The organism is Exiguobacterium sp. FSL W8-0210 (genome assembly GCF_038006045.1).
GTDB lineage: Bacteria > Bacillota > Bacilli > Exiguobacteriales > Exiguobacteriaceae > Exiguobacterium_A.
This window is the reverse complement of record NZ_JBBOUK010000001.1, coordinates 2158375-2184849: the sequence shown is the minus strand read 5'-3', so window position 1 is coordinate 2184849 and position 26475 is coordinate 2158375. Positions and strand designations below refer to the sequence as shown.

Genomic DNA, 26475 nt, shown 5'->3' with positions numbered 1-26475 from the left:
GGACTTGTGCCGCCCCTTTATCATTGTACAGGGGGATTTTAGCATGCGAAAAATCATTGTTGGATCGCGAAGCTCGAAGCTAGCGATGACACAGACGAAATGGGTCATTGACCAGTTGAAACAAGCCGGCGCGCCGTATGAGTTCGAAATCAAGAACATCATCACAAAAGGGGACCGCATTTTGGATGTGACGCTCTCGAAAGTCGGCGGTAAAGGATTATTCGTAAAAGAGATCGAGCAACAGATGATTGACGAAGAAATCGATTTTGCCGTTCACAGCATGAAGGATCTACCTTCTGAATTACCGGATGGTCTCATCATCGGTGCCACACCAGCACGTGTCGATGCGCGTGATGCCTTGATCACGAAAACAGGCGAAGGTCTTGCTTCCTTGCCAGAAGGTGCAGTTGTCGGCACGAGTAGCTTACGTCGTGGGTCGCAATTGCTAAAACTCCGCCCTGATTTAAAAATCGAATCGATTCGCGGAAACATCGACACACGACTCGATAAATTAAAGAATGGTCCGTTTGACGGAATTTTGCTCGCAGCAGCTGGTCTACAACGGATGGGTTGGTCTGAAGACGTCGTCTCGGAATATCTCTCGACAGATGACATGATTCCAGCCGTCGGACAAGGAATCCTCGGTATCGAATGTCGCGAACATGATCAAGAAGTACGTGACCTTCTGCACCTGATCCATGATCAGATGACGGAAAAAGTAGCTTACGCAGAGCGCGCGTTCTTAGCGGCGATCGAAGGTAGCTGTCACGTTCCGGTCGGTGGATTCGCAACGATCAACGAAGACATGTCAACGACACTTGTCGGATTCATTGGATCCGTCGATGGTGAGCAAATCCTACTCGAGCGCGAATCAGGTCTTGACCCGATGCAACTCGGTCAAGATGTTGCAGAACGTCTGCTTGCTTCGGGCGGTCGTGAGATTCTCGCGACACTTCCGGATGACTTGTAAGCAGGTACTCTTCACGGGCAGCCGACCACCGACGACCGAGCAGATGGCGCGACTGCGCGCCGTCGCGATCGAGTCAGTGCACTATCCTGTCATTGAAACGCGACCGGTTTCGTTTACATTGCCGAAGGGAATGGATTGGCTCATCGTGACGAGTCCGAATGGTGTCCACCGGATTGCTGATGCGTTGCCTGAATTAACAGCAACACGTATCGCGGTCGTTGGACGAAAGACGGCAGACGCACTTGCGAAGTACGGTCGAACGGCCGACTTCTGTCCGTCGACCTTTACAGGAGACGCACTCGTCGCAGAACTCGGACCACACTTGTCTGACGGCGATCATATCGTTTTTGCGCGTGGGAATCGGTCGCGTCAAGCACCAGTCGATCAGTTACGGAAACTGAATCGATTCACAATTGAAGATATCATCACCTATGAAACCGTCACCCGTCGACTACCTGAAGCACTTGTCAGAACTGCCACCTATATTGGACTGCAGAGTCCTTCCGCTGTCGAAGCGATTGCGCCGTTAGCCCCACAGACGATATTCATCGTCATCGGGACGGTCACGGAGCAAGCAGCAAAAGCAGCCGGACTTCAACCGATCCATGTCGCCCGTGAATTCACGGTGGACGGCATGATTGATCGTATCATTGAGGAGGAATCAGCATGAACACATTAGAATACGCACGTCACCGTCGTTTACGTCATACCGCATCACTCCGGTCACTCGTCCGCGAGAATCAGTTGCATAAATCAGATTTGATTTATCCGATTTTTGTCGCTGAAGGCGAAGACATTAAACGCGAAGTCAGTTCGATGCCTGGCGTCTTCAACTTATCACTTGATCATCTGACGGCTGAGATTGAAGAAGTCGTCGCACTCGGAATCGAATCTGTCATCTTATTCGGTGTTCCGCATGACCACTTGAAAGACGAGCAAGGATCAGGTGCGTTTCACGATCACGGGATCGTTCAAGAAGCGACACGTCTCGTCAAAAAAGTTGCTCCGCAGCTAACGGTCATCGCCGACACATGCTTATGTGAATATACGTCGACAGGTCACTGTGGAATCGTCGCCGACGGAACGGTCGATAATGATGCGTCATTACCGCTTCACGTCAAAACAGCCATCTCACAAGCTCGAGCAGGTGCCGACGTCATCGCGCCATCATCGATGATGGACGGATTCGTCGCAGCGATTCGTCAAGGATTAGACGAGAACGGCTTCAGCCATATTCCGGTCATGAGCTATGGTGTTAAATACGCGTCTGCTTATTACGGTCCATTCCGTGATGCAGCGAATTCGGCACCGGGAGAAGGCGACCGGAAAGGTTATCAAATGGATCCAGCAAACCGTCGCGAAGCGTTCCGCGAAGCAACAGCGGACGTCGATCAAGGAGCTGACTTCATGATCGTCAAACCTGCACTTGCGTTCATGGATATCATTCGTGATGTGCGCGAGCGAATCGATCTACCAATCGTTGCGTATAACGTATCGGGTGAGTATGCAATGGTCAAAGCCGCTGCCTTGAACGGCTGGATCGACGAAGAACGAATCGTCCTTGAGACGATGCTTGGCTTTAAACGAGCAGGCGCTGATTTAATCATCACCTATTTCGCAAAAGACATTTGTCGTTACCTGGAGGGGTCGAAATGAGCTTAATTAACCAGAACTCAAAATCAAAAGAAGCATTCGAGCGGGCACTCCCGCTCATGCCAGGTGGTGTCAACAGTCCGGTCCGTGCTTATAAATCGGTCGGGATGACACCGATTTTCGCAGATCATGCGAAAGGATCAAAGCTCTATGATATCGATGGAAAAGAGTATATCGATTATGTCCTGTCATGGGGACCAATGATTCTCGGTCATGCCGATCCAATCGTCACTTCAGCGATCCAAGAACAAGCGACACGTGGCTGGAGCTACGGGACACCAACGGAAATCGAATCAGCGATGGCGGAAGTCGTCATCAGTCGGGTGCCGTCGGTCGAAGTCGTCCGGATGGTCAACTCAGGGACTGAAGCAACGATGGCAGCGCTTCGTCTCGCACGTGGCTACACAGGTCGGACGAAAATCCTCAAGTTCGAAGGCTGTTACCATGGTCACGGTGACTCACTCTTGATTAAAGCAGGTTCAGGTGTCGCGACACTCGGATTACCAGATTCACCAGGCGTTCCGGCGCAAATCGCGAGCATGACGCTGACAGTTCCGTACAACGATTTGGATGCTGTCCGGATCGCGTTTGAAAAACATGGCGACGATATCGCTGGTGTCATCGTCGAACCGGCTGCTGGGAACATGGGCTTCGTGCCACCAGAACCAGGATTCCTCGAAGGCTTACGGGAAATCACGTCAGAAAACGGCGCTTTACTGATCTTTGACGAAGTCATGACCGGTTTCCGTGTCGGATTCCACTGTGCCCAAGGACATTTCGGTGTCACACCGGATATCACGTGTCTCGGTAAAGTCATCGGCGGCGGAATGCCAGTTGGTGCTTACGGTGGACGTCGTGACATCATGGAGCAGATCGCACCACAAGGTCCAATCTATCAAGCAGGTACGTTATCCGGGAACCCACTCGCGATGGCAGCAGGTCTAGCGACATTGACACAATTGAAACCAGAACACTATGCAGAGTTCGACCGGAAAACGAGCCGTTTGTCAGAAGGCTACCTGAACGCTGCGGCGAAGTATAACATTCCGTTGACGACGAACCGTGCAGGCGCGATGTTCGGTGTCTTCTTCACGGATGAGCGCGTCACGAACTTCGAAAAAGCGAAAACATCGAATCTTGAGATGTTCCGTTCGTATTATCAAAAGATGGCGGCGCGTGGTGTCTTCTTACCACCGTCACAATTCGAAGGTCTCTTCCTGTCAATCGCCCACACGGACGAAGACATCGAGCGGACGATCGAAGCCGTCGAATTGACGTTCCAAGAACTCCAAGTTGAATTTGGTCGTTAAGCAGTTCTTGACGATTGCTTGAACTCTCGGCTAAAATAAGTAAAGAAGAAAATGGCAACAGCGATGACGGGAAGAGTAGTCCTGTATTCGTACCGGTGTAGAGAACACATCCTTGGCTGAAAGATGTGACGGGCGAACAGGAGGAAGGTCACCCCACGAGCTGGTATCGTGAGTCTTACGAGCGATATCCGTCCTCCACACGTTACGTGGCTCGAGGGCATCCGATTGTGGATGAACTAAGGTGGTACCGCGGAAAAAAGCAACGGCTTTCTTTCGTCCTTAGCATAGGACGAGAGAAGCCGTTTTTATTATGGACAAAAAGGGAGCGATCAGGATGCAGGAATTATCAATGCCAACGAAGTATGATCCGCAGGCAACGGAAGAAAAATGGTACGACTTTTGGGTGAAAGGTGACTATTTCAAAGCCGATCAGGATCCAGAAAAAGAGCCGTACACGATCGTCATTCCACCACCGAACGTCACAGGTAAATTGCACCTTGGTCACGCGTGGGACACAACGTTACAAGACATGCTGACGCGGATGAAGCGAATGCAAGGGTTCGACGTCCTTTATCTACCAGGAATGGACCATGCTGGTATCGCGACGCAAGCAAAAGTCGAACAAAAACTGCGAGCAGAAGGGAAATCACGTCTTGAAATGGGTCGTGAGAAATTCCTCGAGCAATCTTGGGCATGGAAAGAAGAGTATGCGTCAACGATCCGTGCACAATGGGCAAAACTCGGTCTTGGACTCGATTACTCGCGTGAACGCTTCACGCTCGACGAAGGGTTGTCAGAAGCAGTTCAAGAAGTCTTCGTTAAACTTTACGAAAAAGGCTTGATCTATCGTGGCGAATACATCGTTAACTGGGACCCAGCGACGAAAACAGCGATTTCAGATATCGAGGTCATCTATAAGGATATCGAAGGTGCGTTCTATCACTTCAGCTATCCACTGACGGACGGTTCAGGTCATGTTGAACTAGCGACGACACGTCCTGAGACGATGCTTGGTGATACAGCGATTGCCGTGAACCCGAAGGATGAGCGTTACGCTCACCTCGTCGGAAAAACGATCACGTTACCAATTGTTGGTCGCGAGATTCCGATTGTTGCGGATGAATATGTCGACATGGAGTTCGGTACAGGTGTCGTGAAGATTACACCTGCACACGACCCGAACGACTTCGAAGTCGGTAACCGCCACGAATTACCACGTGTCCTCGTCATGAATGAAGATGGAACGATGAACGAGAACGCAGGGAAATACGAAGGCATGGATCGTTTCGAATGCCGAAAACAAATCGTTGAAGATTTAAAAGCAGAAGGTGTTCTAATCAAAATCGAACCACACTTGCACTCTGTCGGTCACTCGGAGCGTTCAGATGCGATCGTCGAGCCGTATCTCTCATTACAATGGTTCGTCAAAATGGAACCACTCGCGCAAAAAGCGCTCGAGGAACAACAAGGACCAGACAAGGTCAACTTCGTTCCGCAACGCTTTGAGAACACATACGTACGCTGGATGGAAAATATCCGTGACTGGTGTGTCAGCCGTCAACTGTGGTGGGGACATCGCATTCCGGCTTGGTACCATAAAGAAACAGGCGAAGTATACGTTGGCAAGGAAGCACCAGCAGACCTCGAGAACTGGGAGCAAGACAACGATGTTCTCGATACATGGTTCTCTTCAGCCCTTTGGCCGTTCTCAACGATGGGGTGGCCGAACACGGACGCTGCTGATTATCAAAAATACTTCCCGACATCGACACTCGTTACGGGTTATGACATCATCGCTTTCTGGGTCTCACGGATGATCTTCCAATCGTATGAATTCACGGGACAACGTCCATTCCAAGACGTCTTGATCCATGGATTGATTCGTGATTCGGAAGGACGCAAGATGTCGAAATCCCTCGGAAACGGGATCGACCCGATGGATGTCATCGAGAAATACGGTGCTGATTCACTGCGTTGGTTCTTAACGACTGGATCGACACCAGGGAACGATCTCCGCTTCTACTGGGAAAAGATCGAAGCAACATGGAACTTCTCGAACAAACTGTGGAACGCAAGCCGTTTTGCCTTGATGAACATGGATGGTCTAACGTTTGATCAGATCGATTTGACAGGCGAGAAGTCACTCGCAGATAAATGGATTCTGACACGCTTACAGACGACGATTGACGATGTGACGCGTCTGTCGGACAAATATGAGTTTGGTGAAGCGGGACGTATTCTCTATCACTTCATCTGGGAAGACTTCTGTAACTGGTACATCGAGATGGCGAAGTTACCGCTCAACGGGGAAGATGAAGCAGCGAAGCAGACGACGCGTTCGGTTCTTGCCTATACGCTCGACCGGATCATGCGCTTGATGCATCCGTTCATGCCGTTCATCACGGAAGAAATCTGGCAACACTTACCGCATGAAGGTGAGACGATCACACGTGCCGCATGGCCGACACGCGAGGCGTCACTCGACTTCCCGGAAGCTGTTCCAGCATTTGAAGCGGTTCAGAACGTCATCCGTTCGGTTCGTAACATCCGCGCGGAAGTGAACGCACCGATGTCGAAACAGATCCAACTGTTCATCTCGACGAATGACACACGTGTTCAAGACGACTTGTCGTCAAACAGCTCGTACTTGCAAAAGTTCACGAACGCGTCTGAACTCCGGATTGAAGAGCAAATGCCAGCGCCAGAAAAAGCGATGAGTGCGATCGTAACGGGAGCAGAATTGTTCATCCCGCTCGCAGACTTGATCAACATCGAGGAAGAAATCGCGCGCTTGAATAAAGAACTCGTTAAGTATACGAAAGAAGTCGAACGGGTCGAGAAAAAACTCAACAACCCTGGCTTCGTCGGCAAAGCACCAGCACATGTCATTGATGAAGAAAAAGCAAAGGCACTTGATTATACGGAAAAACGTCAAGCTGTCGAAGCACGCATCAACGAACTCTCACACTAATTACAGCAGTGGCTCAAGTCTCCTTGAGCCACTTTTTTTAAAGGAGCGAACAGCATGAGGACGCGAGAAGATGTATTGGATTGGTTATCGAGCTTACTAGCATTCGGCGTCAAACCAGGTCTTGAACGGATGCAGGCGATGTTACTGGAATTACAGATTGACCCGGACGCGATTCCGACGATTCATGTCGCTGGCACGAACGGGAAAGGATCGACGGTTGCGTTCTTACGTGAGATGGGAATTGCGGAAGGATTACGCATCGGGACGTTCACGTCGCCGTATATCATTCAGTTCGAGGAACGGATCATGTTGAATGGGGTACCGATCGCAGAAGATGATCTCGTCGCTGCTGCGATCGCCGTTCAAGCTGCCATCCAGCATATCGATCCGGCACTCGGTACGGTCACTGAGTTCGAGGCATTAACGGGACTTGCTTTCTATTATTTTAATCAGATTCGTCCCGATTTCGTCATTTATGAAGTTGGACTCGGTGGTTTGTATGATTCGACGAACGTCTTCAAGAAGCCGGTCGCGGCGATCATCACGTCGATCGGGCACGATCATCAAGCGATTCTCGGAGATACGCTCCAAGAGATTGCTTTACAGAAGTTCGGGATCATCAAACAAGGGACACCGGTCATCGCCGGAAAACTGCAGGAAGAGCTGACGGTACCGTTAATGGCGTATTGCGGGGACCGAAATGCGACGTTGAAATGGAGTCAGGAAGCGATCATCCGTTACCGTCTGAAAGAGACAGGTACCTGGGCGACATATGATGGGATTCCGGAGACACGTCTTGGTCTAGAAGGTCACCATCAAGTCCATAATGCGGCGAATGCTGTCATCTGTGCGCGGCGACTCGGGTGGTCGAAAGCGGCAATCCGAAAAGGACTACGGGAAGCAAAACATCCGGGACGGTTTGAGATTATCTCACGCAAACCACGAATCATTCTCGATGGTGCCCATAACCCGGAAGGCATCACGGCACTTGTGGAACGGTTAAAAGAGGAATCAAAACCGGTAACGTTACTTTGTTCGATTTTGCGTGACAAAGACCGGACAGCGATGCTAACGCAGTTACGTAGCATTACACCGGATATTTACGAAACGACATTTGATTTCCCGCGAGCGCGGACGATGGATGAGTTGCAAAAGGAAGGCGCTAACGTAACGACGGTCGAAGCATTCTTTGGTCACTTAAGCGCAGATCGAACATATGTCGTGACGGGATCACTTTATTTCATCAGTGAAGTGCGTCAAATGTACACAAACTCTTTTACAAAATAGGGAAAATGCGATTTCGCTCGTTATAATGAAATTGGGGAAGTATAGTCCCGGATTTCAACGAAATGATGAGGAGACGATGAGCGATGAGACAGTGGGTCCGTTTGTTAGTAGCAAGCTTACTGATTTTTTCAAGCTTTACGTATATACATGAACCGCATTCAAAAGCGGCAACAGGGGAAAAGTTCAAGATTTTAGAGATTCGTGATGACTGGTCGACGACGAACCGGATTGATCCGGGAACGACAATCACTTCGTTGTCACTGTTAAAAGAGTTGAATACCAGTCAATACGAAATCAAGATGATGACGGTCAAAGAACTAAATGCGTCTCGTTTTCCACTTGATGGCGCATTTGATGCAATCGTTTTTGATCCATCTATTTTTACTGGAACAGACCGTTATTCGATTACAGTATCTGATACATCCAAAAAACATAATACGAGTAAAATTGAGAATGATATTACGCAGTTAAAAGCGAATGAGATTTTGACGAACTATATTCAAAAAGGATTACCCGTCTTTTTACACGCTGATGTGTTAACACATGCAACGAGTAATTTCACTTCGATTTTTAAGCCAAGCATGACGTCTGGTGCTGCGATTGCCTATACGGATTCAAAACAGGTCGTCTCCCGATTACAATCCGAAAAAATTGAACGACCTCGTTTAAGCAAAGTAGCGGTTTCGCAGGCTGGTCAATCGTTAACATCGGTGGATAAAGCAGCACCGGCTTCACCAGATAAACCAATTGATTTTAATTTTACGCTTGATCAAACTACGGCTAATACACGTGTCCATTTGTATATTGATTTCAATAGTAATGACCAGTTTGAGGAATCTGAAAAGGTCGATGAAAAACCAGCGACGGTTTCTGGCTCCTTGTCCTATCAATTTGATGCACCGAGTTATACAGGACCACGGAACTGGATGATTAAAATCGTAAGTGAAGACGGACTCACAGATTATAAGACAGGAAGCTTCTTGATGAAAGACCAAGTGGCAGAAGCGAAGATTCTACAAGTCACGCGTTCCGGAACGAACGGTTCAATCAACGGTTTTATGAACTCAGGAACTTTACTAAAACAAGATGGGTTATATGATTTCAATGTAGAAGTCATTTCTGCGGACACGTTTAACAAAACATACACGACGAAAAATCTCAATACAGCATACGACATGCTGATTTTTGGTTTTCAAGATTCTTATGGTGCTGCTGCACTCAGTGATCCTGCATCGAATGCCATCCTTGACTTTACGAATACGGGTCAAGGATTGATGTTGACGCACGACACGATCTTCAGACCAGCTCAATCTAGTAAACCAGAGCTGTTCTGGGAAACGAAATTTGCCGATCTCGCTGGTCAAAAGAACTTTACGAATATGGGATATTCAGCACCTCGCAAATCTGGTCAAGCAGTCAAACAAAATGCCGGGGTCATGACTTCCTATCCATTTGCCTTAGCTGATACGGTTGCTATCGCAACGACACACAATCAATACTTTGGTCTAGATCTTGAACAACCGGACTTGATTCCATGGTATAACATCCGTGAAAACAACCTCAGTAGTTCGAATCAGGCTGCCGGAAGAACAATTGGTGATGCGCGCAACCACTATTATATGTATACCAAAGGAAATGTTACGTATTCCGGAGCAGGACATACTTCGAGCTTTAATCAACAACAAGAAAAAGAATTGTTCTCGAACACGATGTATCGCGCATTCATCGGTGCAAACCATAAGCCGCTCATCAAGAACATCTTACCAACGGATAAATCAAGTTACCTCGAGAATGAACCGTTGACGATCTCGTATCAAATCAATGATTACGATCTGCAAGATCGTGAGCTAAAGACACGGATCTATCTTGATAATGAGAAAGTCTTTGAAAACAATAAGTTGAAGAATAACTCGTTCGTCAGTCAATCCTTCGAATCAAAATTAAAAGGTAAAACAAATGTTACGATTCGAATCGAAGCAGAGGATCAGCGGGGAGCTAAGGCAATCGAGACACGGACCGTTCAAGTTGTTCGACCTGCTGTTTCTGCTCCTTTCGTATTATCTCGTTCTATTGATCCGGCTACTATTCTTAATGGTGAGACGGCTGAAATTTCATATACCATTAAAACAACACCGATGAAGCAACAAGAAGCTATTGGGGAGAATGGCTATATCAAAGGGAAATTTTCTGTGACGATGGAAAATATACTGTTCAATGAAAAATTACCGAGTAATTTAGAAGTAGTTTCAACTAGTGGGTTAAAGGATGCTATTATTTCTGGACAGTCTATAAAAGGCTACGCACCAAATATTGAATACGATGAAGCACTTGACGGCATTTACCAAGGGCAGTGGGTAGCTAAACAATCAGAAATAACATTTAAAGTAAAAGTAAAAGCTAAAGAATCTGCGGGCATTTACACGCTCGATAAAAAAGATAATGTGCTAACATCAACTAAAAATGTCTATAAAAATGAAACAAATCGTTCAGATAAACTAACGACAGTAAATAATGATCCACAAGCATTTCCGACACTGGGCTACGCATTGACACCGGCATTTGCGACAAGTGCGAAGATTCCATCCGTCAAGATGGATATCACGACACCATCTTATAAAGTCTTGCCAGAAATTAATCCGACAGGTAGCCAATACGGAACGTTGAAATGGTCAATCGTCGATCCGACGATTGCCTCAATCGATGAAGCAGGAGTCATTAAACCGAAAAAAGTCGGTACGACACAAATCAAATTAGTCGTTCCTGTAGGTAATGGAAAAGAACTCACGACGACATCTAATCTTGTCATCAATGATGTATTTGGTGGACTGATTGTAAGAAACGTACCGGATACACTGTACGTCGGTGAAACGAAATCCATGACGGGACTCGCTTCAATGATTTCAGGAAACGAGACACCGATTCAATGGATCATTACGAATGATTCGCATGTCAAAACGAATGGTTTATCGAAAAACACATTAGATTTGACCGGAAAAACACCGGGAACGATCACAGTTAAAGCTGTCGTTCCGGCAGAAGCAGGAAGTTCAACATATCTTGCTCAATCTACGACGTATACGATTCAAGTGAAGCTACCGGAACTATCGGTCGCTCCAAGTAATCTCGAACTTTGGGTCGGATCAAAACAGGATGTGACGGCAACATTCAAGCCGAACTACCCGTTACCATTTACGACGTCCACGTTGAGTAGTGCGATTGAACTAATACCGACAGCGAACGGTTATACGATCAAAGGTAAGACCGGTACTCCAAATGGAGCTGTCGAAGCATTACTCACGTTGACGGATTTCCCAGATACGGTAGCGAAGACACTCGTTCGAGTCCGTGAGAACCCGACCAGCGTAACAGCTGATGATTTAATCATGACGATGAAGGATGAAAACAAACGACCACTCTTAGGATGGTTCCCGGAAACGACGACTGAACGATTTTACCGGATGGAAGTGACGCAAGGGAAAGAGTACGTCAAAATCGATCCGACGGGCCAAGCGTTGCAACCGTTACGTCCTGGTGTGGCTCGCATTAAAGTCACTGTGCTAAAAGAAAATAAAGATGTGTTGGAAGTCTTGAAAAATGATCAGAAAACACCTTTGAGTACAACATTCAAGGTGACGATTGGTTCAGATTCAGGATCAACCGACTTGGATGGAGATGTATATTAAAAAGTGGGGAAGTTGGATATGAAACGAAAACGCATCGTTGTCATCCTTTTGATCGTGATTTTGACTGGAGTCGGAGTTACAAGTTACGTCATCCAATCGAATCGAAAAACTGAACTAGAACAGGCGTTACGTTCAGAAAAGCCTATGGAATTAGCAACCGCGTTAAAAAGTTCAGACATGTCTACATCGGAAAAAAATCGTTATATTGGTCGTTTTCAAGAGACGCTTGCATTTGAAAAGGCTGAATTGCTATTAGATTCTAAGACATCTCAAAATCAAATGAATTGGTTTTATGCGGCGCGATTTGCTCCTCGGGATACAGTCGCTACTTGGCTTCAAAAAGGAGCAAAGGTAAATCAGTTAAATCAGAAGAAACAATCTGTTCTTCATGTGGCAACAAGTGTGAATCGTTCCAGTGATGCGTATGCTTTACTCGTCAAGCGCGCAACGTCTAAAGATTTGAATCGAATCGATGCGTACGGTCATACCCCTTTGTTTTATGCCACACTTGATCAAAATGAGACAGTCATCGAATTGCTTCTAGGGGCTGGTGCCGATCCGAACTTAGGAAAAGAACGTCCGATCTATGAGACAGTCAAACAAAATCGAAAAGATTTATTTGAATTGTTGAAACAGCACAAGGCAAAGGTAGAAACGAAACAAGTAAAGAAGATCGCAAAAATGTATCGTGCTACGACATTCTAAGCAATGACGGAGAGCCCCTCATCGAGTTGATGAGGGGCTCTTATGATTACTGTTGAATACGTTTTGGTGTTTCGACATACATTTGGACAGAACGATTTAAAGGTAATAAGGAAGTTGGATTTTTCAAAACGGTTGCATCATAGGCCATGCGTAATCGAGAAGCCTCAGCATCCGCAGATTTATTGGCAATCATGAGTCGTTCTAAATCCCTCACATTGGCAGGGAACTGATTCTCTGCTAAATCGAGTTTTCCACGATAGGCGTTTACTTCTAGTTTCCCTTTCGTAAAGATGCCACCACGTACGTTCATCGTCGACCCGACAGAGTAGATCGTATTGATTTGATCGTCATCGCTGTAAAGGAAAGCATTTAAGTCAGGCGTAGTCGTTCGGGGTGTTGAAAATTTATTCACCCGGTTGATGACTAGTGTTCCTTTACTGAGTAGAATTAACGTGTTTTGTTTCGTTGAGGAAGTGAGACCTTGAATATTCGCATCATCGAGACGACTTGTACCTGTCGCATAAATCGTTGTCGCAAAACCAACATTCCCTCGAACGAGAAGGTTACCTAGGACGACAAGCGGCCGTTTGATTTCCAACGGCTGCTCAACGGAATTCAATGAAGAAATTGTCAGATTCCCATTGATGATCAAAGGCTCGAGCGTCTCTTGTACTAAATCATCCGTCAACGTGATCGTGTTATTTGTGTTCGGTGCGGGGCTAATCATCTGTCGTTTCGTATCAAGTGCCGTCAGAAACGGACCTGTTAAGACTGATTGTGGAATAGCCGAGTCCTTTAAGGAGGTAGTAATTTGTGTAATCGGTGTATTCACCGGCAGCTTTAAAAAGACATTCAAAGCGTAGTTGAAGTCGAATGGAACAAGCGCCTCTTTCGTTGAGACGAGGTCCGTTGATCCTTTTGGATCAAAGATGCTAGGGTCACAAGATAAATAATCTTCACATTGCAGCAAAGGTAGATTTTTTTCTTGGAACACCCGAATTTGACCAGCGACATAAGGAAGTGCTTGTGTATTCGTGAACGTCCCATTTTCATTATTGTATTTAAAATAAGGAGTAGCGGTTGCCTTTAAAGGATTTCGCGAGAAGATATTACCTTCGATGAAAGGCGCACCTTTAATAATGACTTGGTTATCCGAACCAAGCGTATAGTACAAAAAGCTTGGAATAGCAGACAGATACACGCGTTGGCGATATGTCTTGCGAATCACAGGCTGATCACCCTTTTGTTTCTCGACTGTTGCGGTTAAATCTAATGCTTTAACTCGGATATTCGAGGCGGTCTCGTTTACTTCGACCGTGACACTCGGAACGATGGATTTTAAAGGTAAGACGATTGCACTATTTAAATTACTGAATAGTGCTTGTGAAGATGTCGTAGGTGAAGTCCCAGTCGTCTTGACGACGATTTGCTGTAATGCAGCAACGGCTTTATCTAAGTCATTTTGAGTGGATGTCTCGACATCGATATCCGTTTCACGAATCTCAGTTAATCGTGTGGACTGTAGACTGATACCAATCGTGGCTACGGCAAGAACGGAAAGTACCGTTAGCGTGACGAGTACGAATAATAAAGTGTAGCCTTGTTCAGATTTACGCATGATTAGTTCCTTTCTGAATTAAAATCCAATCGTACTCGTGAAGGTCTGTACTTCTTCTTGATCAGTTGACTGGATTCGAGTCGTGATGGTCAAAATACCATGGATGACATAACGACCAGGATACGTACTTCCGGTGATCGTTTGATATTCAGGACTAGATAATGTGAAGGTTTGAAAAAGTTCGGATTGCTCATCGATTGATTGTGGCTCTGACGTATAGACGAGTTTATCGCCTTGTTGCTGTTCGGTCAGGAATGTATATGTAACAGGCTTCACGGTAGATGCGGATGCTGAAGCTTCTTCTGTTGCATTGAACGGTTGAAATCCACTAGCTCGTTCAAGTAATCCCGTCTCATTGTTCAGCGTAGGCAACGTTCTTTTATAAAAAGAGAGTGTTTTGGATTCATCGATGCGAATCGCATCAAAGCCACTGACCTCATTTAAAATGATACCGATCCGACTATCCGCTTCACTACGTAATTCACTAATGATACCAGTTGCTCGAAAACTTTTCGTTCCGGAAATGAATACCGTCAAGATGACAGCACTGAAAATAGAAGCAACGACGATCGAGACAAGTAGTTCGACGAGTGTGAATCCTTCACTTTGTTGTTGGAAAACTTTGGTTGAGCGTCGCATTCGTAATCGATCCTTTCAAAGTCGTAATCGGTTCAGTCGTTCCTTCTACATACACATATACATAAAGATCGAGCAGATTCGGATTCACTTCACCTTCCATTTTATGAGGTGTCACACTGTACTTCACATCAAATGAAATATTGTTGATTTCAGGATCAGTAAAAATTGACGTGCAAATAGCCGATACACCACAAGAAGGAGTGGCGGGTTCTGGAATCACATAATTTCCATTCAGATAAACGGCTTTCAGTGCTTCTTGAGATAATGAAACGAAAGAAAAGGCTTCATTCGTTGTCGCTTCAATCGCTTCTCGCTTTATGTAAGAAGTAGCATTTTTAGCTAAATAGTTCGCAAACGTCAATTCCGTGCTAGTGCGTGATGCTGAAAGAGATTGCGAAAAGATACTGATCAATGAGACAGAGATAATCGACAGAATCGTAATACTGACAAGGACCTCGATTAATGAAAATCCATCTTGTTTGTGTTGCATATGCTCACCTCTTCATTTCTATCGGAAAAAACATCAATTGGATGAAGTTCAAAAACCTACAGACATTCACAGTTAGAGAAAAGAATTGTCAGGATAGACTTATGTTTCATCATGATATTCATTATAATGGAAATACTAGGCACCTGAAATGATTAATTCATACAGAAAGGAAACAGATGATGCTCAATACAAAGCGTTTTGCTGTACATACACTTTTACTCGTCTTACTCGTGGTTTTGATTTATGTGCCATCGTTCGCCTTAATTTCCTTTACCGGAAAGGCGACTGAACAGACGACTTTTTCTGAAACGGCTAAAGTTGGATCTGTTCCTGTAAGTGGGATGAGCCGTAAAGAAGCTGAATCCGCAGTCCAAAAAGCGATTACGGAATGGTCCAAAAAAACACCGTTGACGACGGGTACAGGAGAAGAAACGTTACCGGTACCAACTGAATTGGTGACATTTGATTCTGAGGAATCTGTAAAAAAAGCGTCTCTGAAAACGGGAGGAGACTTAATTCTCTCAATCGATGACGAAATGCTACAAAGTTTTCTATCTACACAACCTGTCAGCTATTCACAAGAGCAAACGGAAGCGTTTAAAACATGGTTAACGAATACAAGCAAGACATTAGCTGAAGGGAATTTTGATCCTTCACAAACGTCAGAGTCGTCTGCTGAAGGTGAGGTCGTATCAAGTATCACGTTTTCAACACGTTCAGCAACAGAAGAACAGATGATTACAGGCATGGCAAACGTCGAAATCAAGCCAGATCAATTAATGAATGTGAAAACGTATGGTATGGATCCAATCGCTGCTTCTTACGTTGGAAGTAAATTATACGAATTGTTCGCAAAAACACCATTTGAAATCGTGGAACGTATGCCACATGCGACGCTTCCTGATGATATTACACTAGGTTACGATGTCAAAATTGACGAAAAAACAGATTTTGCTGTTCGAAATACGCAAGCATCAGTTTATCGCCTCGTCGCTACGCAAGAGGGAAGCGACGTAACGATTGAACTACGCGGAGCCCCAATAAAAGAGGCAGTGACTGTTGTGATGGAAGGAGAAAAGACAATTCCATTTAGAACCATTACTCGTTACTCAGCCACTCTTTCAGCCGGGACGACAAACGATACACAAGCCGGTGAAGAAGGAAAATCGATTGAAGTCTACCGTGTAATGAAAACAGCTAAAGGAGAGAAGAAAAAGCTACTTTCCTTAGATTTTTATGCGGCGGTCCCAGCTGTCATTACAAAGAGTAGTCAAGAAGAACAAGCGCCTGTCGTGGTTCCACCAACCGAAGAAACACCATCTGAGGACGGAACGGATTCTGAAACGCCGGATGAATCGAACCCTGAGGATTCGCAAATGGACGGTACGGTCGAAACGCCAGATTCTCCTACTTCCCCAGATAGTCCAGAATCACCAACGGTACCAGACGAGGACAATCAAGGGGATCCGGCTTCACCAGTAGACGATGAATCGACAGGTAAAGCGGTCGGTTAAACGAGGAGGGAAGAGTATGAATTGGACGACGATTGCAATTGAACTTGGAATCATCATCGGACTTGCGACAATCATTTGTGGATTGATGTTTGCGGTGACGATTCCATATGTAACCTCGATTCAGGCGAAGTCAGTATTATCCATCGCAGCGATTATCATGGTGACACTGATCTATTTTAGTGTTCAGTTGGATTGGATTAGTAATCCCTTAGTAGCGATCGGGATGGTATTACTGTGTGTCGTAACGGGAGGCGTTACGAGTCTGATTGATGAAAAGAAACAAAAGCGAACTGTAATGATTGAAGACGAATCATGGCATGCGGAAGGATGACGGACTAAATGGCGATGAAGCGAAAACGACTCGGTGAAATGTTAATCGAAGAGAGTTTAGTGACAGAGAGTCAAATCGATGAGGCACTTTCTGTAAAACGACCAACTGAAAAATTGGGTGACGCGTTACTCCGCCTCGGTCATTTGACGGAACAACAATTACTAGAAGCGCTCCATCATCAGTTAAAGATTCCGATCATTCAACTGTATAATTATCCGGTCGATGTCGCGGTGACGAAATTGATTTCAAAAGAGTTAGCACAGCGGCATACGTTAGTTCCGGTCTACCGTGAAGGAAATCGTTTATTTATTGCCATGGCGGATCCGATGGACTTGATTGCAATCGATGATTTACGGATGCAGACGGGTCTAGTGATTGACGTAGGTATTGCGACACGGGACGAAATCAGACGAACGATTTTGAAGTATTATGATATCGATTCATCGTTGCGCGATTTGTTGGAGTCAGATGATATGACGGAGATGGACCAGTCGCGCGACGTGGTGACACGTGAAGATGCGCCAATCATTCGTCTCGTTAATCAAATCTTAGAAAATGCGATTGCACAACGGGCATCCGATATTCATATGGATCCCCAGGAAACATCGATGACGATTCGAATTCGAATCGATGGAGAACTTCGAACGGAAAATAATTATCCGAAGCAGATTCAAAGCATTTTAACGACACGAATCAAGGTCATGAGTGAGCTTGATATTACGGAATCCCGGTTACCGCAAGATGGGCGAATCAAATATGTCTTTAATGGACTAGCTTACGACTTCCGTGTTTCTACACTACCTACCGTATACGGGGAAAAAGTCGTTATTCGAATTTTGGATAGTTCCAATTCGAATATTTCCATCTCTAAAATTGGTTTTAGCTCACGGAATGAATCACAGTTCCGAGAAATGTTAAAACGACCGAACGGTATTATTTTGATTACCGGGCCAACCGGTTCAGGGAAATCATCGACATTGTATGCAGCCTTAAATGAGTTGAATGATGAGTCACGCAATATCATCACCGTCGAAGATCCGGTTGAGTACCAGGTCGATGGCATCAATCAGGTCCAAGTGAATGCGAAGATCGGTTTGACATTTGCGAGTGGTCTCCGATCGATTCTCCGTCAGGATCCGAACGTCGTCATGGTCGGTGAGATTCGCGATATTGAAACAGCAGAAATATCGATCCGTGCTTCTTTGACGGGACACTTAGTTCTATCCACGCTCCATACGAATTCAGCAGTTAGTTCAATTACACGGTTGATCGATATGGGCGTTGAATCATTTCTCGTCGCAGCTTCACTTAGCGGATTGATCGCACAACGACTCGTCCGCCGTGTTTGTCGGGACTGCGGAGAAGCCCACTCGTTATCAACGCGGGAACACGAGCTGTTTGATCAAGAAGGAATCGAAGCGACGACTGTCATGCGAGGTCGTGGCTGCTCATCTTGTAATATGACCGGATATCGAGGTCGTGTCGCGATTCAGGAAGTCATCATGATTGACGAAGTCTTACGGCGCATGATCATGAACCAGTCGACGGAAAGTGACATCACAGCGTACGTTAAATCGCAAGGACAACGTTTCCTTCTAGCTGATGGTCTATCGAAAGTAGCTGATGGTATCACGACGACAGAAGAAATTTTACGGACGGTGATTTCAGAATGAATCAAACGATGGAACGTGCCCAAATCGAAGATATTCTTCGTTCCTCGAAGGAACGAGGGGCATCCGATGTTCATTTGACTGCCGGATCCCCTCCTGTGTTTCGGATCAATGGAACACTGACACCATATGGATCCGAGAAGATGAAACCAGTCATCATTGACGGGTTCGTTCGTTCGTTGATCACGGAAGACATGTATCAGCAACTGAAGCAGGATCGAGATATTGATTTTTCGTTTGGTGTGACAGGTGTAGCACGATATCGGGTCAATTGTTTTTATCAGCGAGGCGCATTATCGATGGCCTTTCGAACGATCCCGACAGAAGTGCCTTCGCTTGAACAGTTAGGACTTCCTCCAGTCATCAAGCGATTTTTGACGAAGCCACATGGTCTCATCCTTGTCACGGGTCCAACAGGTTCCGGGAAGTCGACGACGCTTGCTGCGATGATTAACGAAATCAATCAAACAATGTATAAACGGATCATCACACTGGAAGACCCGATTGAATACTTACATAGTCATCGAAAGAGCTTAATTGATCAACGGGAGATTGGAATTGATGCGCCACGTTTTTCGACAGGATTGCGCTCAGCGCTTCGCCAAGATCCGGATGTGATTTTACTGGGAGAAATGCGTGACCTTGAGACGATTGCTACCGCGGTAACGGCTGCTGAAACCGGTCATCTTGTCTTTGCGACGGTGCATACGGCAACAGCAGCTTCAACGGTCAGTCGCATCATCGATGTATTTCCGTCGGAGCAACAAGATCAGATTCGGGCACAGTTAGCGAACGTCCTAGCAGGTGTCATCTCACAACGACTCATGCCACGATCGGATGGGACAGGACGTGTTGCGGCTTTAGAAATCATGGTTGATACACCAGCTGTCTCCAACTTGATTCGGACGGGTAAAGAATATCAGATTCAATCCGTTTTACAGACGGGTAAACAATATGGCATGCAAACGATGCAGATGGCTTTACAAGATTTGGTCAGCCGCGGTTTGATTCCGGCATCTGCTGCAACACCATACATATCGGGGTGAAGGGATGGCAGTATTCATTTACGAAGGTCGAACGATGGCCGGAAAACGAAAAAAAGGCAAGATCACTGCCCTGACGAAGCGAGAGGCGGCAGAACGTCTTCGGACGGATCAAATTGCCGTCACATTGCTTGAGAAGCAAGAATCAAAAGGGTTAAATACCGAGATTACGTTTTTAAGTGCTAAACCGAAGATTGAACACCTCGTCATGTATGCGCGGCAGTTTGCAACGCTCGTTCGATCGGGTGTTTCGATTGTTAGAGCAACAGAAATTCTACGTAAACAAACAGAATCAAAACCACTCGAGCGAGCGCTTGTCGAGGTAGAAGATGACTTGCGTAGTGGGATTCAGTTTTCCCAGGCAATCGAAAAACATCCTCGTGTATTTGATACGTTTTTCGTTAGTATGGCGATGGCGGGAGAAGCGAGTGGTAATCTCGAAGAGGCGCTAGATAATATCGTGACGCAGCTGCAAAAACAATATGAGATCAAACGAAAAGTCATTTCGGCCTTAATCTATCCGGCGGTCGTATCGCTTGTCGCGATCGGCGTCGTTGTCTTCCTGATGATGAATGTCGTACCGACGTTCGCTTCGATCTTTGATCAGTTAGGCAGTGAGTTGCCACTGATCACGAAACTCGTCGTCGCTGTCTCCGACTTTTTTGTCGCCTATTGGTGGGTGCTTCTATTGATTGCATTTGGCTTAATCGGACTGTTGTATTTTAACCTCAAGAATGAGCGACAGCGTCTCTTTTTTGACCGTTTCTTGTTAATGATTCCAGTCTTCGGACCGCTGATTCAAAAATCACAAATCGCGCTGATGACACGTGGTCTATCTGTATTGCTCAATGCGTCAGTACCGATTTTAGCTTCGCTTGATATTACTGAACGAATCGTTACGAATCGGATCATTCGTAAAGGGATCGCAGGTGCGAATGAAGCGATGTCGCGCGGTATTCCGATGCACGAACCACTAGAGCGAAACAAGTACTTTCCACCGCTCGTCACACAGATGATTGCGATTGGGGAAGAGTCAGGTCGTCTCGATTCGATGCTGACGGAAGTCGCGAACTTCTACGAAACCGAAGTGGAAACGACGACGGATCGTTTGAAATCGATCATCGAACCATTATTAATTGTTGTATTAGCCGCAATCGTTGGTGTCATTGTCATTGCCGTCGTTGTACCAATGTTTAAGATTTATTCCGATATTCAAGCAAGTTGACAATTGTAAAAACATTTACCTGTTGTTAAAAAAAGACATAAACTACAAAAAATGTGGTGCTACTATAATAGTATTCGTTTGGATAGTAAGTCTTACTAACCAAGAACAGTAAAAAGCACTAGGGAGGCATAATGAAATGATCGAACGGTTAAAAGAAATCTGGTTAGATGCAAAACAAATGCGTGATGAGCGCGGACTGACATTGATCGAGTTACTTGTCGTCGTCGTTATCTTAGGTATCATCGCAGCAATCGCTGTCGTCGCAATCGGTGGATTGATTGAGAACTCACGTAAAGATGCAGTTGTTTCGGATGCGAAGCAATTGGTATCTGCTGCGAAGTTATATACTTCTTCGAATCCGATCAAAGCAGGGGAAACGGTTGTAATGGGAATTGAGAAAGCTGGAAAGAAATTTGCTACAACTGACGGTGTAGTGCTCGATAAATATATCGATAGCATGGAGGACCCATTCGATTCTCCTAAACCATATAAAGATGCATTTGTATCTGTAACAGAAACTGGTGGGAAGTATACTTACTCTGTAACCCTTAAAGGTGAGGAAGATTACTTTGCAAATAAAGGTCCATCTGAACTAAAACGTTGGTAATCGTCCCCCCTCCTCGGGGGTTTTTTTCTGAAGTTTTTTGAAAGGGAGGTCGTGTCATGACGATTGTCTTCACGGTATATTTTTTCTTGCTAGGTTTATTGATCACATCGTTTACGAATGTCGTCGGTTTGCGTGTTCCGGTCGGGGAGTCGATCGTTCATCCACGTTCCCATTGTCCGACCTGTGGACATGTGCTTGGACCACTCGAACTGACGCCAATACTCGGATATGTAGTACTCGGTGGGAAGTGTCGTTCCTGTGGACAGGCGATTTCAATCAAGTATCCAGCGCTTGAACTACTCGGTGGAATGCTCTATGCGTATGCCTTTTGGCAGTTCGGTTGGTCGATGGAACTTGCGTTGACACTCACTCTAACTAGTCTCTTGTTTATTCTTACGATGTCTGATCTTGCCTATATGCTCATACCGAATAAAATTTTACTGTTCTTTTTACCAATTGCCTTGATTGTGCGCTACCTTTCTCCACTTGAAAACTGGTATAATCCAATTATTGGAGGAATTGTCGGATTCGTTCTATTGTTCGTCATTTTTCTTGCATCACGACGCGGTATGGGAGCGGGAGATGTCAAGCTCTTCGGTTTACTCGGGATTTTCCTTGGACCGCTTCACGTCGTCATCGCGTTGTTTGTTTCAGCATTTGTTGGTTCAGTGATCGGGCTGACGCTACTCGGAACGGGACGCGTCAGACGAAAACAACCGATACCATTCGTTCCCTCCATTGCGATCGGGACATTACTTACATATTATTTTGCGGATGATTGGGTGTCGTGGTACCTCGATTTACTGCTTTAAGAAAGGAAGAACGTACATATGACGCAACGGCGTAAAGGTACATATGTTTATTTTAATTTTACGGACGTCGCTATTTTTGGTGCGGTTGTCAAAAAAGGGGTCTTGAAACGACGTGCTGTCGTATCTCTTCCAGCAGGTACGTTACAGGGTGGATGGCTTCAACCGGAAGCGTCGCTCGATCTGATTTTTGATAGTCTATTGACGAAGTTGAAAGTTCCTCGCGGATCTAAAGCCGTTCTTGCGCTGGATGGTTCACTCGTCCTTGCGCGGAAACTCGATATTCCGGAGACGATTGCGACGAATCAGATCCGGGGTTATCTATTCATGGAGATTGGTCATAGCATTGTCCTTCCTTTTGAAGAACCATACTTCGACTACACTGTCCTTGAAGACGGTGAAAAGCGTGAAATCATGCTGTATGCGGCACCGAACGAAGCACTGAAACAATATACGCAATTGTTTAAACAAAAGCATCTTCGATTAGTGGCAGCGGAACCGCAACCACTGTCTACCTACTTCGGTCTTGAAGCGCATTATCCAGCAGCAGATACCGATACGCTACTGATTTGGAATGCAAACGCAACGAACCATCAATTGATTATCATCGAAGACCGTGTGCCACGCCTGATTCGCTCAGTGGATACGTTTTCGGCAGATGCTTGGGATGTAGACGTGATCGAGGATCAATTGCATTATCGCTATCGATCGGATGATCAGACAGTTGAACTCGTCTTGGATGAAATGCTGTTAGAATTTTCGCGTGTGCTAGACTTTTACCGTTTCTCGCTCGCTCGAGAAAGTCGCGAAATCAAGACAGTTGTCCTTGCGGGAGACTTCCCGTTTCGAGATGAATTAGCGACACGATTCCGAACGAACTTTGATCTTCAGTTAGATGAAGTACCGGACATGATGACAATCGATAGTCAATCGGTTCCACGCATTTACTTACCGATCGTTGGTCTAGCCACTGCGCGACCAGATCGTATCAACCTTTTACCGGAAAGTGACGAGGCACCGAAATATCCGCTTGTCGCTTCGCTGATTTTATTATTATTTGGTGGATTGATTGGTGGTTATTTATATTGGCAAACGGATCAGTTCGCTAACCGAGTGGAATCCGTAGACGATCAGATTCAAATCGTCCGACAATTACAATCCGAATCCGATCAGTCGTCTAAACAAGAAGTCGTTCAATTGAAACAGACGGTCGAGTCGCTAGAAGAAGCACCTAAGCCAGCTGTTCCAACACTTGAGCGGATCACACGTTACTTACCGGAACGCGGGTACATTCTTCAGTACGCATATGAAGCGGATGATACCGTTGCTATGACGGCTCAGTTTGAGACACTCGATGAGCTGAATGATTTTTACCGAGAGTTGCTGACCGATAAAGTGTTCTCCGGTACGACGCTGGCAAGCGTGACGACAAAAACGATGAATGAAAAAACGGATGTCGTGACAACGACAACGGTTGATCCGGCGACCGGTCAAGAGATTCCAACGACGGAAATTACTCCGAATGATGACACGAAGACAGAAGAACCGCGATATATCGGTCAGTTTTCTATGAATGTCAATCCTGAGGAGGTTGTTAAGGGAGAGACCAATGAGGCAGACCCGGCAGTACCGAAAGAAGATAAGCCATCTGAGCCAGAAATTGAAGGGGACGGTCAAACACCGGATGATCCTTCAGGAGAAGTCATCTCGACAGAAGTTGAGGAGGTGCCTGAAAATTGAAGCGATATAGTAGCTACCTCCTTCTCTTTTTATCAATCCTCATCGTTTTAGGTGGCATTGGGTATTTTGGATATACGACGTATATGACACATCAAACCTTGCAACAAAAAGAAGCGACACTCAAGCGAGAACAAATGGCGTTAGAGCAAGCAAAAGCAAATGAGCAAAAAGTGGACGTGGCAGAATCGAGTTTCCTACAGCAAAAAGTTCCGGTGACGGCATCGAATGATGATGTCATCGATGCGATCAACGCAGCAAGTCAGATTGCTGGAGTAAAAGTGCAGTCGATTACTTTCGGTCAATCGACAGAGACGACACCACAATCTCCCGTAACGTCAACACCAGCTGTTGATGGAGCGATGGCGACCGAATCGGATCAAGCGACAACGCCTACAGCGACTACTCCCGCAGCAAATGCGACACCGTTACCAGCTTCTTTGACGATTGAAGCACCGTCATATCTTGAATTGATGGCCTTCTTGAAACAAATTGAGCGAACAGATCGCATTACGATTCTTCGCCAGATTCAGTTGACTGGTCCAGAAGAACAAGGACCTGGCGGTGGCGCAATTCAATTGGAAAACGAAATGCTATCTTTCACAGTCGAAATTGAATCGTATTACCGTCCGGATTTAACGAAGTTGACGCCTGATAAACAGACGCCGCTTAAAGAAAAAACACCAAAGTCAGATCCATTTGTCGATGTGACAGGAAATTAAGATGAGTTTGGCGGTTCCTACTCTGTTAGGGACCGCTTGTTTTTTGTTAGACTATACGATGACTCGAATTATCCGATTCGAAATTAACGGGAAAGAACGTGATACTAATGGTAACGCAACCACACTTGATCCTTGCCTCGGCTTCACCACGCCGGACGGAACTTCTGAAGCAAATTGGAATCCCTCACGAAGTCGTACCTGCGAATGTCGTCGAAGAGGCACCATTTCCGATGTCACCGCATGAATACGTCCGTTATCTATCGCAAAAGAAAGCGCGAGCGATTACGATAGACGGCGTCATTTTGGCTGCGGATACGGTCGTCGCGATTGATGACATGATTCTTGAGAAGCCAGCAAATAGTTCTGAGGCACGGGCGATGCTTGCGCGTCTGTCAGGACGCGCTCATGAGGTCGTGACAGGCGTGACGATTCGCTTTGGTGAAAAGGAGGAGACGTTCGACGTGACGACACACGTTCGTTTTGGTGCATTGTTAAACGAGTGGATCGAAGGGTATATCGCGACGAACGAGCCTTACGATAAAGCGGGTGGCTATGGTATCCAAGCGATGGGAGGGCTATTCGTCGAGGCGATTGAGGGCGATTATTATAATGTCGTTGGATTGCCCATACACGAGATCACGAAACGTCTCGCGTCGTTTAAAATCAAGCCGATGTTTGCGTAATTCTGAAACAGAGAGGTCGGATGCTGTGATTGAATGGCCGAAGGATATGGTTCAGTTGAAAGGCTTGGCACAAGCGACGACAGTCGAACTGCTCGCGTGTCTTGTCCGAAGTGGGACACGGGACCGGACCCCGCTTGAAATCGCGGAAGAATTACTGCATATCTATCCTTCGCTGATCGAACTCGAAGCGGCTGGAGTCGGAGGACTCGAAAAAGCACCAGGGGTCGGAAAGGCGAAGGCATTACAAATCATGGCGGGACTGGAACTGGGTCGTCGTCTCGTCACGGAACCGAAGTGGGTGCGACCAACGATTCGTTCACCGGAAGACGCAGCGGAGCTGTTGTTAGAAGAGATGCGTCTTTATCAACAAGAACACTTCATCTGTCTGTATTTGAATACGAAAAATGAGGTCGTTTCGAAAAAGACGTTATTCATTGGAGGATTGAACACGTCGATCGTCCACCCGCGTGACGTCTTCCGGGAAGCGATTCGTTGTTCGGCTGCGAATTTCATCGCTGTGCATAATCATCCGTCGGGTGATCCGACACCGAGTCGAGAGGATATCGAGGTATCAGAGCGGCTCGTTGAGGCAGGACGGCTCATTGGAATCAGTTGTCTTGACCACATCATCATCGGGCACGGACAATTTATTAGTATGAAACAGCGCGGATTTATGTAAGAATAACGTCTGAAGGGAAAGTTTCGTTTCTTTCCATCAGACGTTTTTTTGTGTGTTTTCTAAGGCGAACTGTAAACAAGCTGTAACGTTTTAACGCTTTCCAATGAAGGCTTTTCCGTTATAATTAGT

The 26475-nt window shown here is 46.0% G+C and carries 22 protein-coding genes and 1 other annotated feature; of the genes, 19 read left to right on the top strand and 3 right to left on the bottom strand.

Annotation, left to right across the window (positions count from 1 at the left end; translation table 11 throughout):
• Positions 1-43 precede the first annotated feature (43 nt).
• From hemC to MKY22_RS11460, 8 genes are all read left to right on the top strand, one after another.
• The gene (gene hemC / locus MKY22_RS11495) at positions 44-970 is read left to right on the top strand and encodes a hydroxymethylbilane synthase (RefSeq protein WP_023468972.1); all 927 of its coding nucleotides are present in this window, start codon (positions 44-46) and stop codon (positions 968-970) included.
• Positions 960-1640 (top strand): uroporphyrinogen-III synthase, encoded by a 681-nt coding sequence (locus MKY22_RS11490; RefSeq protein WP_035396604.1) that lies wholly within the window; start codon positions 960-962, stop codon positions 1638-1640. The genes hemC and MKY22_RS11490 overlap by 11 nt, the downstream gene beginning before the upstream one ends.
• Positions 1637-2626: a porphobilinogen synthase gene (gene hemB, locus MKY22_RS11485; RefSeq protein WP_023468970.1), complete on the top strand. Its 990-nt coding sequence runs from the start codon at positions 1637-1639 to the stop codon at positions 2624-2626. Before MKY22_RS11490 ends, hemB begins: the two co-directional genes overlap by 4 nt.
• Positions 2623-3933 (top strand): glutamate-1-semialdehyde 2,1-aminomutase, encoded by a 1311-nt coding sequence (gene hemL, locus MKY22_RS11480; protein ID WP_341088889.1) that lies wholly within the window; start codon positions 2623-2625, stop codon positions 3931-3933. The genes hemB and hemL overlap by 4 nt, the downstream gene beginning before the upstream one ends.
• A 54-nt stretch (positions 3934-3987) precedes the next feature.
• Positions 3988-4217, top strand: a binding site (T-box leader).
• Between the two features lie 50 nt (positions 4218-4267).
• Positions 4268-6904 carry a valine--tRNA ligase gene (locus MKY22_RS11475; RefSeq protein WP_445298375.1) on the top strand — a complete coding sequence of 879 codons (2637 nt, stop codon included), beginning with the start codon at positions 4268-4270 and terminating at the stop codon, positions 6902-6904.
• A gap of 54 nt (positions 6905-6958) precedes the next feature.
• Positions 6959-8191, top strand: coding sequence for a bifunctional folylpolyglutamate synthase/dihydrofolate synthase (locus tag MKY22_RS11470; RefSeq protein WP_341088887.1), 1233 nt, complete (start codon positions 6959-6961; stop codon positions 8189-8191).
• 83 nt (positions 8192-8274) lie between these two features.
• Entirely contained in the window at positions 8275-11874 is a 3600-nt protein-coding gene (locus tag MKY22_RS11465) for a DUF5057 domain-containing protein (RefSeq protein ID WP_341088885.1), read from the top strand.
• Between the two features lie 18 nt (positions 11875-11892).
• The gene (locus MKY22_RS11460; protein WP_341088882.1) at positions 11893-12579 is read left to right on the top strand and encodes an ankyrin repeat domain-containing protein; all 687 of its coding nucleotides are present in this window, start codon (positions 11893-11895) and stop codon (positions 12577-12579) included.
• A 46-nt stretch (positions 12580-12625) separates the two neighbouring features.
• On the opposite strand, the gene MKY22_RS11455 is transcribed toward MKY22_RS11460, so the two are convergent.
• Genes MKY22_RS11455 through MKY22_RS11445 form a run of 3 tightly spaced genes read right to left on the bottom strand, consistent with a single transcriptional unit; the run spans position 12626 to position 15326 of the window.
• Entirely contained in the window at positions 12626-14197 is a 1572-nt protein-coding gene (locus MKY22_RS11455; protein WP_341088881.1) for a type II secretion system protein, read from the bottom strand.
• Between the two features lie 18 nt (positions 14198-14215).
• Complete coding sequence (locus MKY22_RS11450) at positions 14216-14836, bottom strand: PilW family protein (RefSeq protein WP_023468964.1); 621 nt, start codon at positions 14834-14836, stop codon at positions 14216-14218.
• The gene (locus MKY22_RS11445) at positions 14799-15326 is read right to left on the bottom strand and encodes a type IV pilus modification PilV family protein (RefSeq protein ID WP_023468963.1); all 528 of its coding nucleotides are present in this window, start codon (positions 15324-15326) and stop codon (positions 14799-14801) included. Before MKY22_RS11445 ends, MKY22_RS11450 begins: the two co-directional genes overlap by 38 nt.
• A gap of 176 nt (positions 15327-15502) precedes the next feature.
• On the opposite strand from MKY22_RS11445, the gene MKY22_RS11440 reads away from it, so the two are divergent.
• The 11 genes from MKY22_RS11440 (at position 15503) to radC (ending at position 26346) form a co-directional block, all read left to right on the top strand.
• Positions 15503-16840: a G5 domain-containing protein gene (locus MKY22_RS11440; protein ID WP_341088878.1), complete on the top strand. Its 1338-nt coding sequence runs from the start codon at positions 15503-15505 to the stop codon at positions 16838-16840.
• 16 nt (positions 16841-16856) lie between these two features.
• Positions 16857-17171 (top strand): hypothetical protein, encoded by a 315-nt coding sequence (locus MKY22_RS11435; protein WP_341088876.1) that lies wholly within the window; start codon positions 16857-16859, stop codon positions 17169-17171.
• Between the two features lie 8 nt (positions 17172-17179).
• Entirely contained in the window at positions 17180-18844 is a 1665-nt protein-coding gene (locus tag MKY22_RS11430; RefSeq protein ID WP_341088874.1) for a GspE/PulE family protein, read from the top strand.
• Positions 18841-19887, top strand: coding sequence for a type IV pilus twitching motility protein PilT (locus MKY22_RS11425; protein ID WP_023468959.1), 1047 nt, complete (start codon positions 18841-18843; stop codon positions 19885-19887). The genes MKY22_RS11430 and MKY22_RS11425 overlap by 4 nt, the downstream gene beginning before the upstream one ends.
• 4 nt (positions 19888-19891) lie before the next feature.
• Positions 19892-21109, top strand: a complete 1218-nt coding sequence (locus MKY22_RS11420) for a type II secretion system F family protein (RefSeq protein ID WP_055968718.1) — start codon at positions 19892-19894, stop codon at positions 21107-21109.
• Between the two features lie 136 nt (positions 21110-21245).
• Complete coding sequence (locus MKY22_RS11415; RefSeq protein ID WP_214746519.1) at positions 21246-21716, top strand: type II secretion system protein; 471 nt, start codon at positions 21246-21248, stop codon at positions 21714-21716.
• Between the two features lie 56 nt (positions 21717-21772).
• The gene (locus MKY22_RS11410) at positions 21773-22528 is read left to right on the top strand and encodes a prepilin peptidase (RefSeq protein WP_290778372.1); all 756 of its coding nucleotides are present in this window, start codon (positions 21773-21775) and stop codon (positions 22526-22528) included.
• A gap of 18 nt (positions 22529-22546) precedes the next feature.
• Complete coding sequence (locus MKY22_RS11405; protein WP_290778368.1) at positions 22547-24265, top strand: fimbrial assembly protein; 1719 nt, start codon at positions 22547-22549, stop codon at positions 24263-24265.
• Complete coding sequence (locus tag MKY22_RS11400) at positions 24262-24984, top strand: hypothetical protein (protein WP_023468954.1); 723 nt, start codon at positions 24262-24264, stop codon at positions 24982-24984. Before MKY22_RS11405 ends, MKY22_RS11400 begins: the two co-directional genes overlap by 4 nt.
• Before the next feature lie 107 nt (positions 24985-25091).
• A complete protein-coding gene (locus tag MKY22_RS11395) occupies positions 25092-25667 on the top strand; it encodes a Maf family protein (protein WP_035396637.1) in 576 nt (191 codons plus the stop codon).
• Positions 25668-25713: 46 nt separating this feature from the next.
• Positions 25714-26346, top strand: coding sequence for a RadC family protein (gene radC / locus MKY22_RS11390; protein ID WP_050677672.1), 633 nt, complete (start codon positions 25714-25716; stop codon positions 26344-26346).
• The last annotated feature ends 129 nt before the right edge of the window (positions 26347-26475 follow it).

Bases quoted from the DNA above. Each gene is read 5' to 3' on its own strand.
- MKY22_RS11455 (WP_341088881.1), bottom strand. From the start codon at position 14,197: ATGCGTAAATCTGAACAAGGCTACACTTTATTATTCGTACTCGTCACG.
- MKY22_RS11430 (WP_341088874.1), top strand. From the start codon at position 17,180: ATGGCGATGAAGCGAAAACGACTCGGTGAAATGTTAATCGAAGAGAGT.
- MKY22_RS11410 (WP_290778372.1), top strand. From the start codon at position 21,773: ATGACGATTGTCTTCACGGTATATTTTTTCTTGCTAGGTTTATTGATC.
- MKY22_RS11475 (WP_445298375.1), top strand. From the start codon at position 4,268: ATGCAGGAATTATCAATGCCAACGAAGTATGATCCGCAGGCAACGGAA.
- MKY22_RS11425 (WP_023468959.1), top strand. From the start codon at position 18,841: ATGAATCAAACGATGGAACGTGCCCAAATCGAAGATATTCTTCGTTCC.
- MKY22_RS11460 (WP_341088882.1), top strand. From the start codon at position 11,893: ATGAAACGAAAACGCATCGTTGTCATCCTTTTGATCGTGATTTTGACT.
- hemB (WP_023468970.1), top strand. From the start codon at position 1,637: ATGAACACATTAGAATACGCACGTCACCGTCGTTTACGTCATACCGCA.
- MKY22_RS11450 (WP_023468964.1), bottom strand. From the start codon at position 14,836: ATGCGACGCTCAACCAAAGTTTTCCAACAACAAAGTGAAGGATTCACA.
- MKY22_RS11435 (WP_341088876.1), top strand. From the start codon at position 16,857: ATGAATTGGACGACGATTGCAATTGAACTTGGAATCATCATCGGACTT.
- MKY22_RS11415 (WP_214746519.1), top strand. From the start codon at position 21,246: ATGATCGAACGGTTAAAAGAAATCTGGTTAGATGCAAAACAAATGCGT.
- MKY22_RS11445 (WP_023468963.1), bottom strand. From the start codon at position 15,326: ATGCAACACAAACAAGATGGATTTTCATTAATCGAGGTCCTTGTCAGT.
- MKY22_RS11395 (WP_035396637.1), top strand. From the start codon at position 25,092: ATGGTAACGCAACCACACTTGATCCTTGCCTCGGCTTCACCACGCCGG.
- MKY22_RS11490 (WP_035396604.1), top strand. From the start codon at position 960: ATGACTTGTAAGCAGGTACTCTTCACGGGCAGCCGACCACCGACGACC.
- MKY22_RS11440 (WP_341088878.1), top strand. From the start codon at position 15,503: ATGATGCTCAATACAAAGCGTTTTGCTGTACATACACTTTTACTCGTC.
- MKY22_RS11420 (WP_055968718.1), top strand. From the start codon at position 19,892: ATGGCAGTATTCATTTACGAAGGTCGAACGATGGCCGGAAAACGAAAA.
- MKY22_RS11465 (WP_341088885.1), top strand. From the start codon at position 8,275: ATGAGACAGTGGGTCCGTTTGTTAGTAGCAAGCTTACTGATTTTTTCA.
- hemC (WP_023468972.1), top strand. From the start codon at position 44: ATGCGAAAAATCATTGTTGGATCGCGAAGCTCGAAGCTAGCGATGACA.
- radC (WP_050677672.1), top strand. From the start codon at position 25,714: ATGGTTCAGTTGAAAGGCTTGGCACAAGCGACGACAGTCGAACTGCTC.
- MKY22_RS11405 (WP_290778368.1), top strand. From the start codon at position 22,547: ATGACGCAACGGCGTAAAGGTACATATGTTTATTTTAATTTTACGGAC.
- hemL (WP_341088889.1), top strand. From the start codon at position 2,623: ATGAGCTTAATTAACCAGAACTCAAAATCAAAAGAAGCATTCGAGCGG.
- MKY22_RS11470 (WP_341088887.1), top strand. From the start codon at position 6,959: ATGAGGACGCGAGAAGATGTATTGGATTGGTTATCGAGCTTACTAGCA.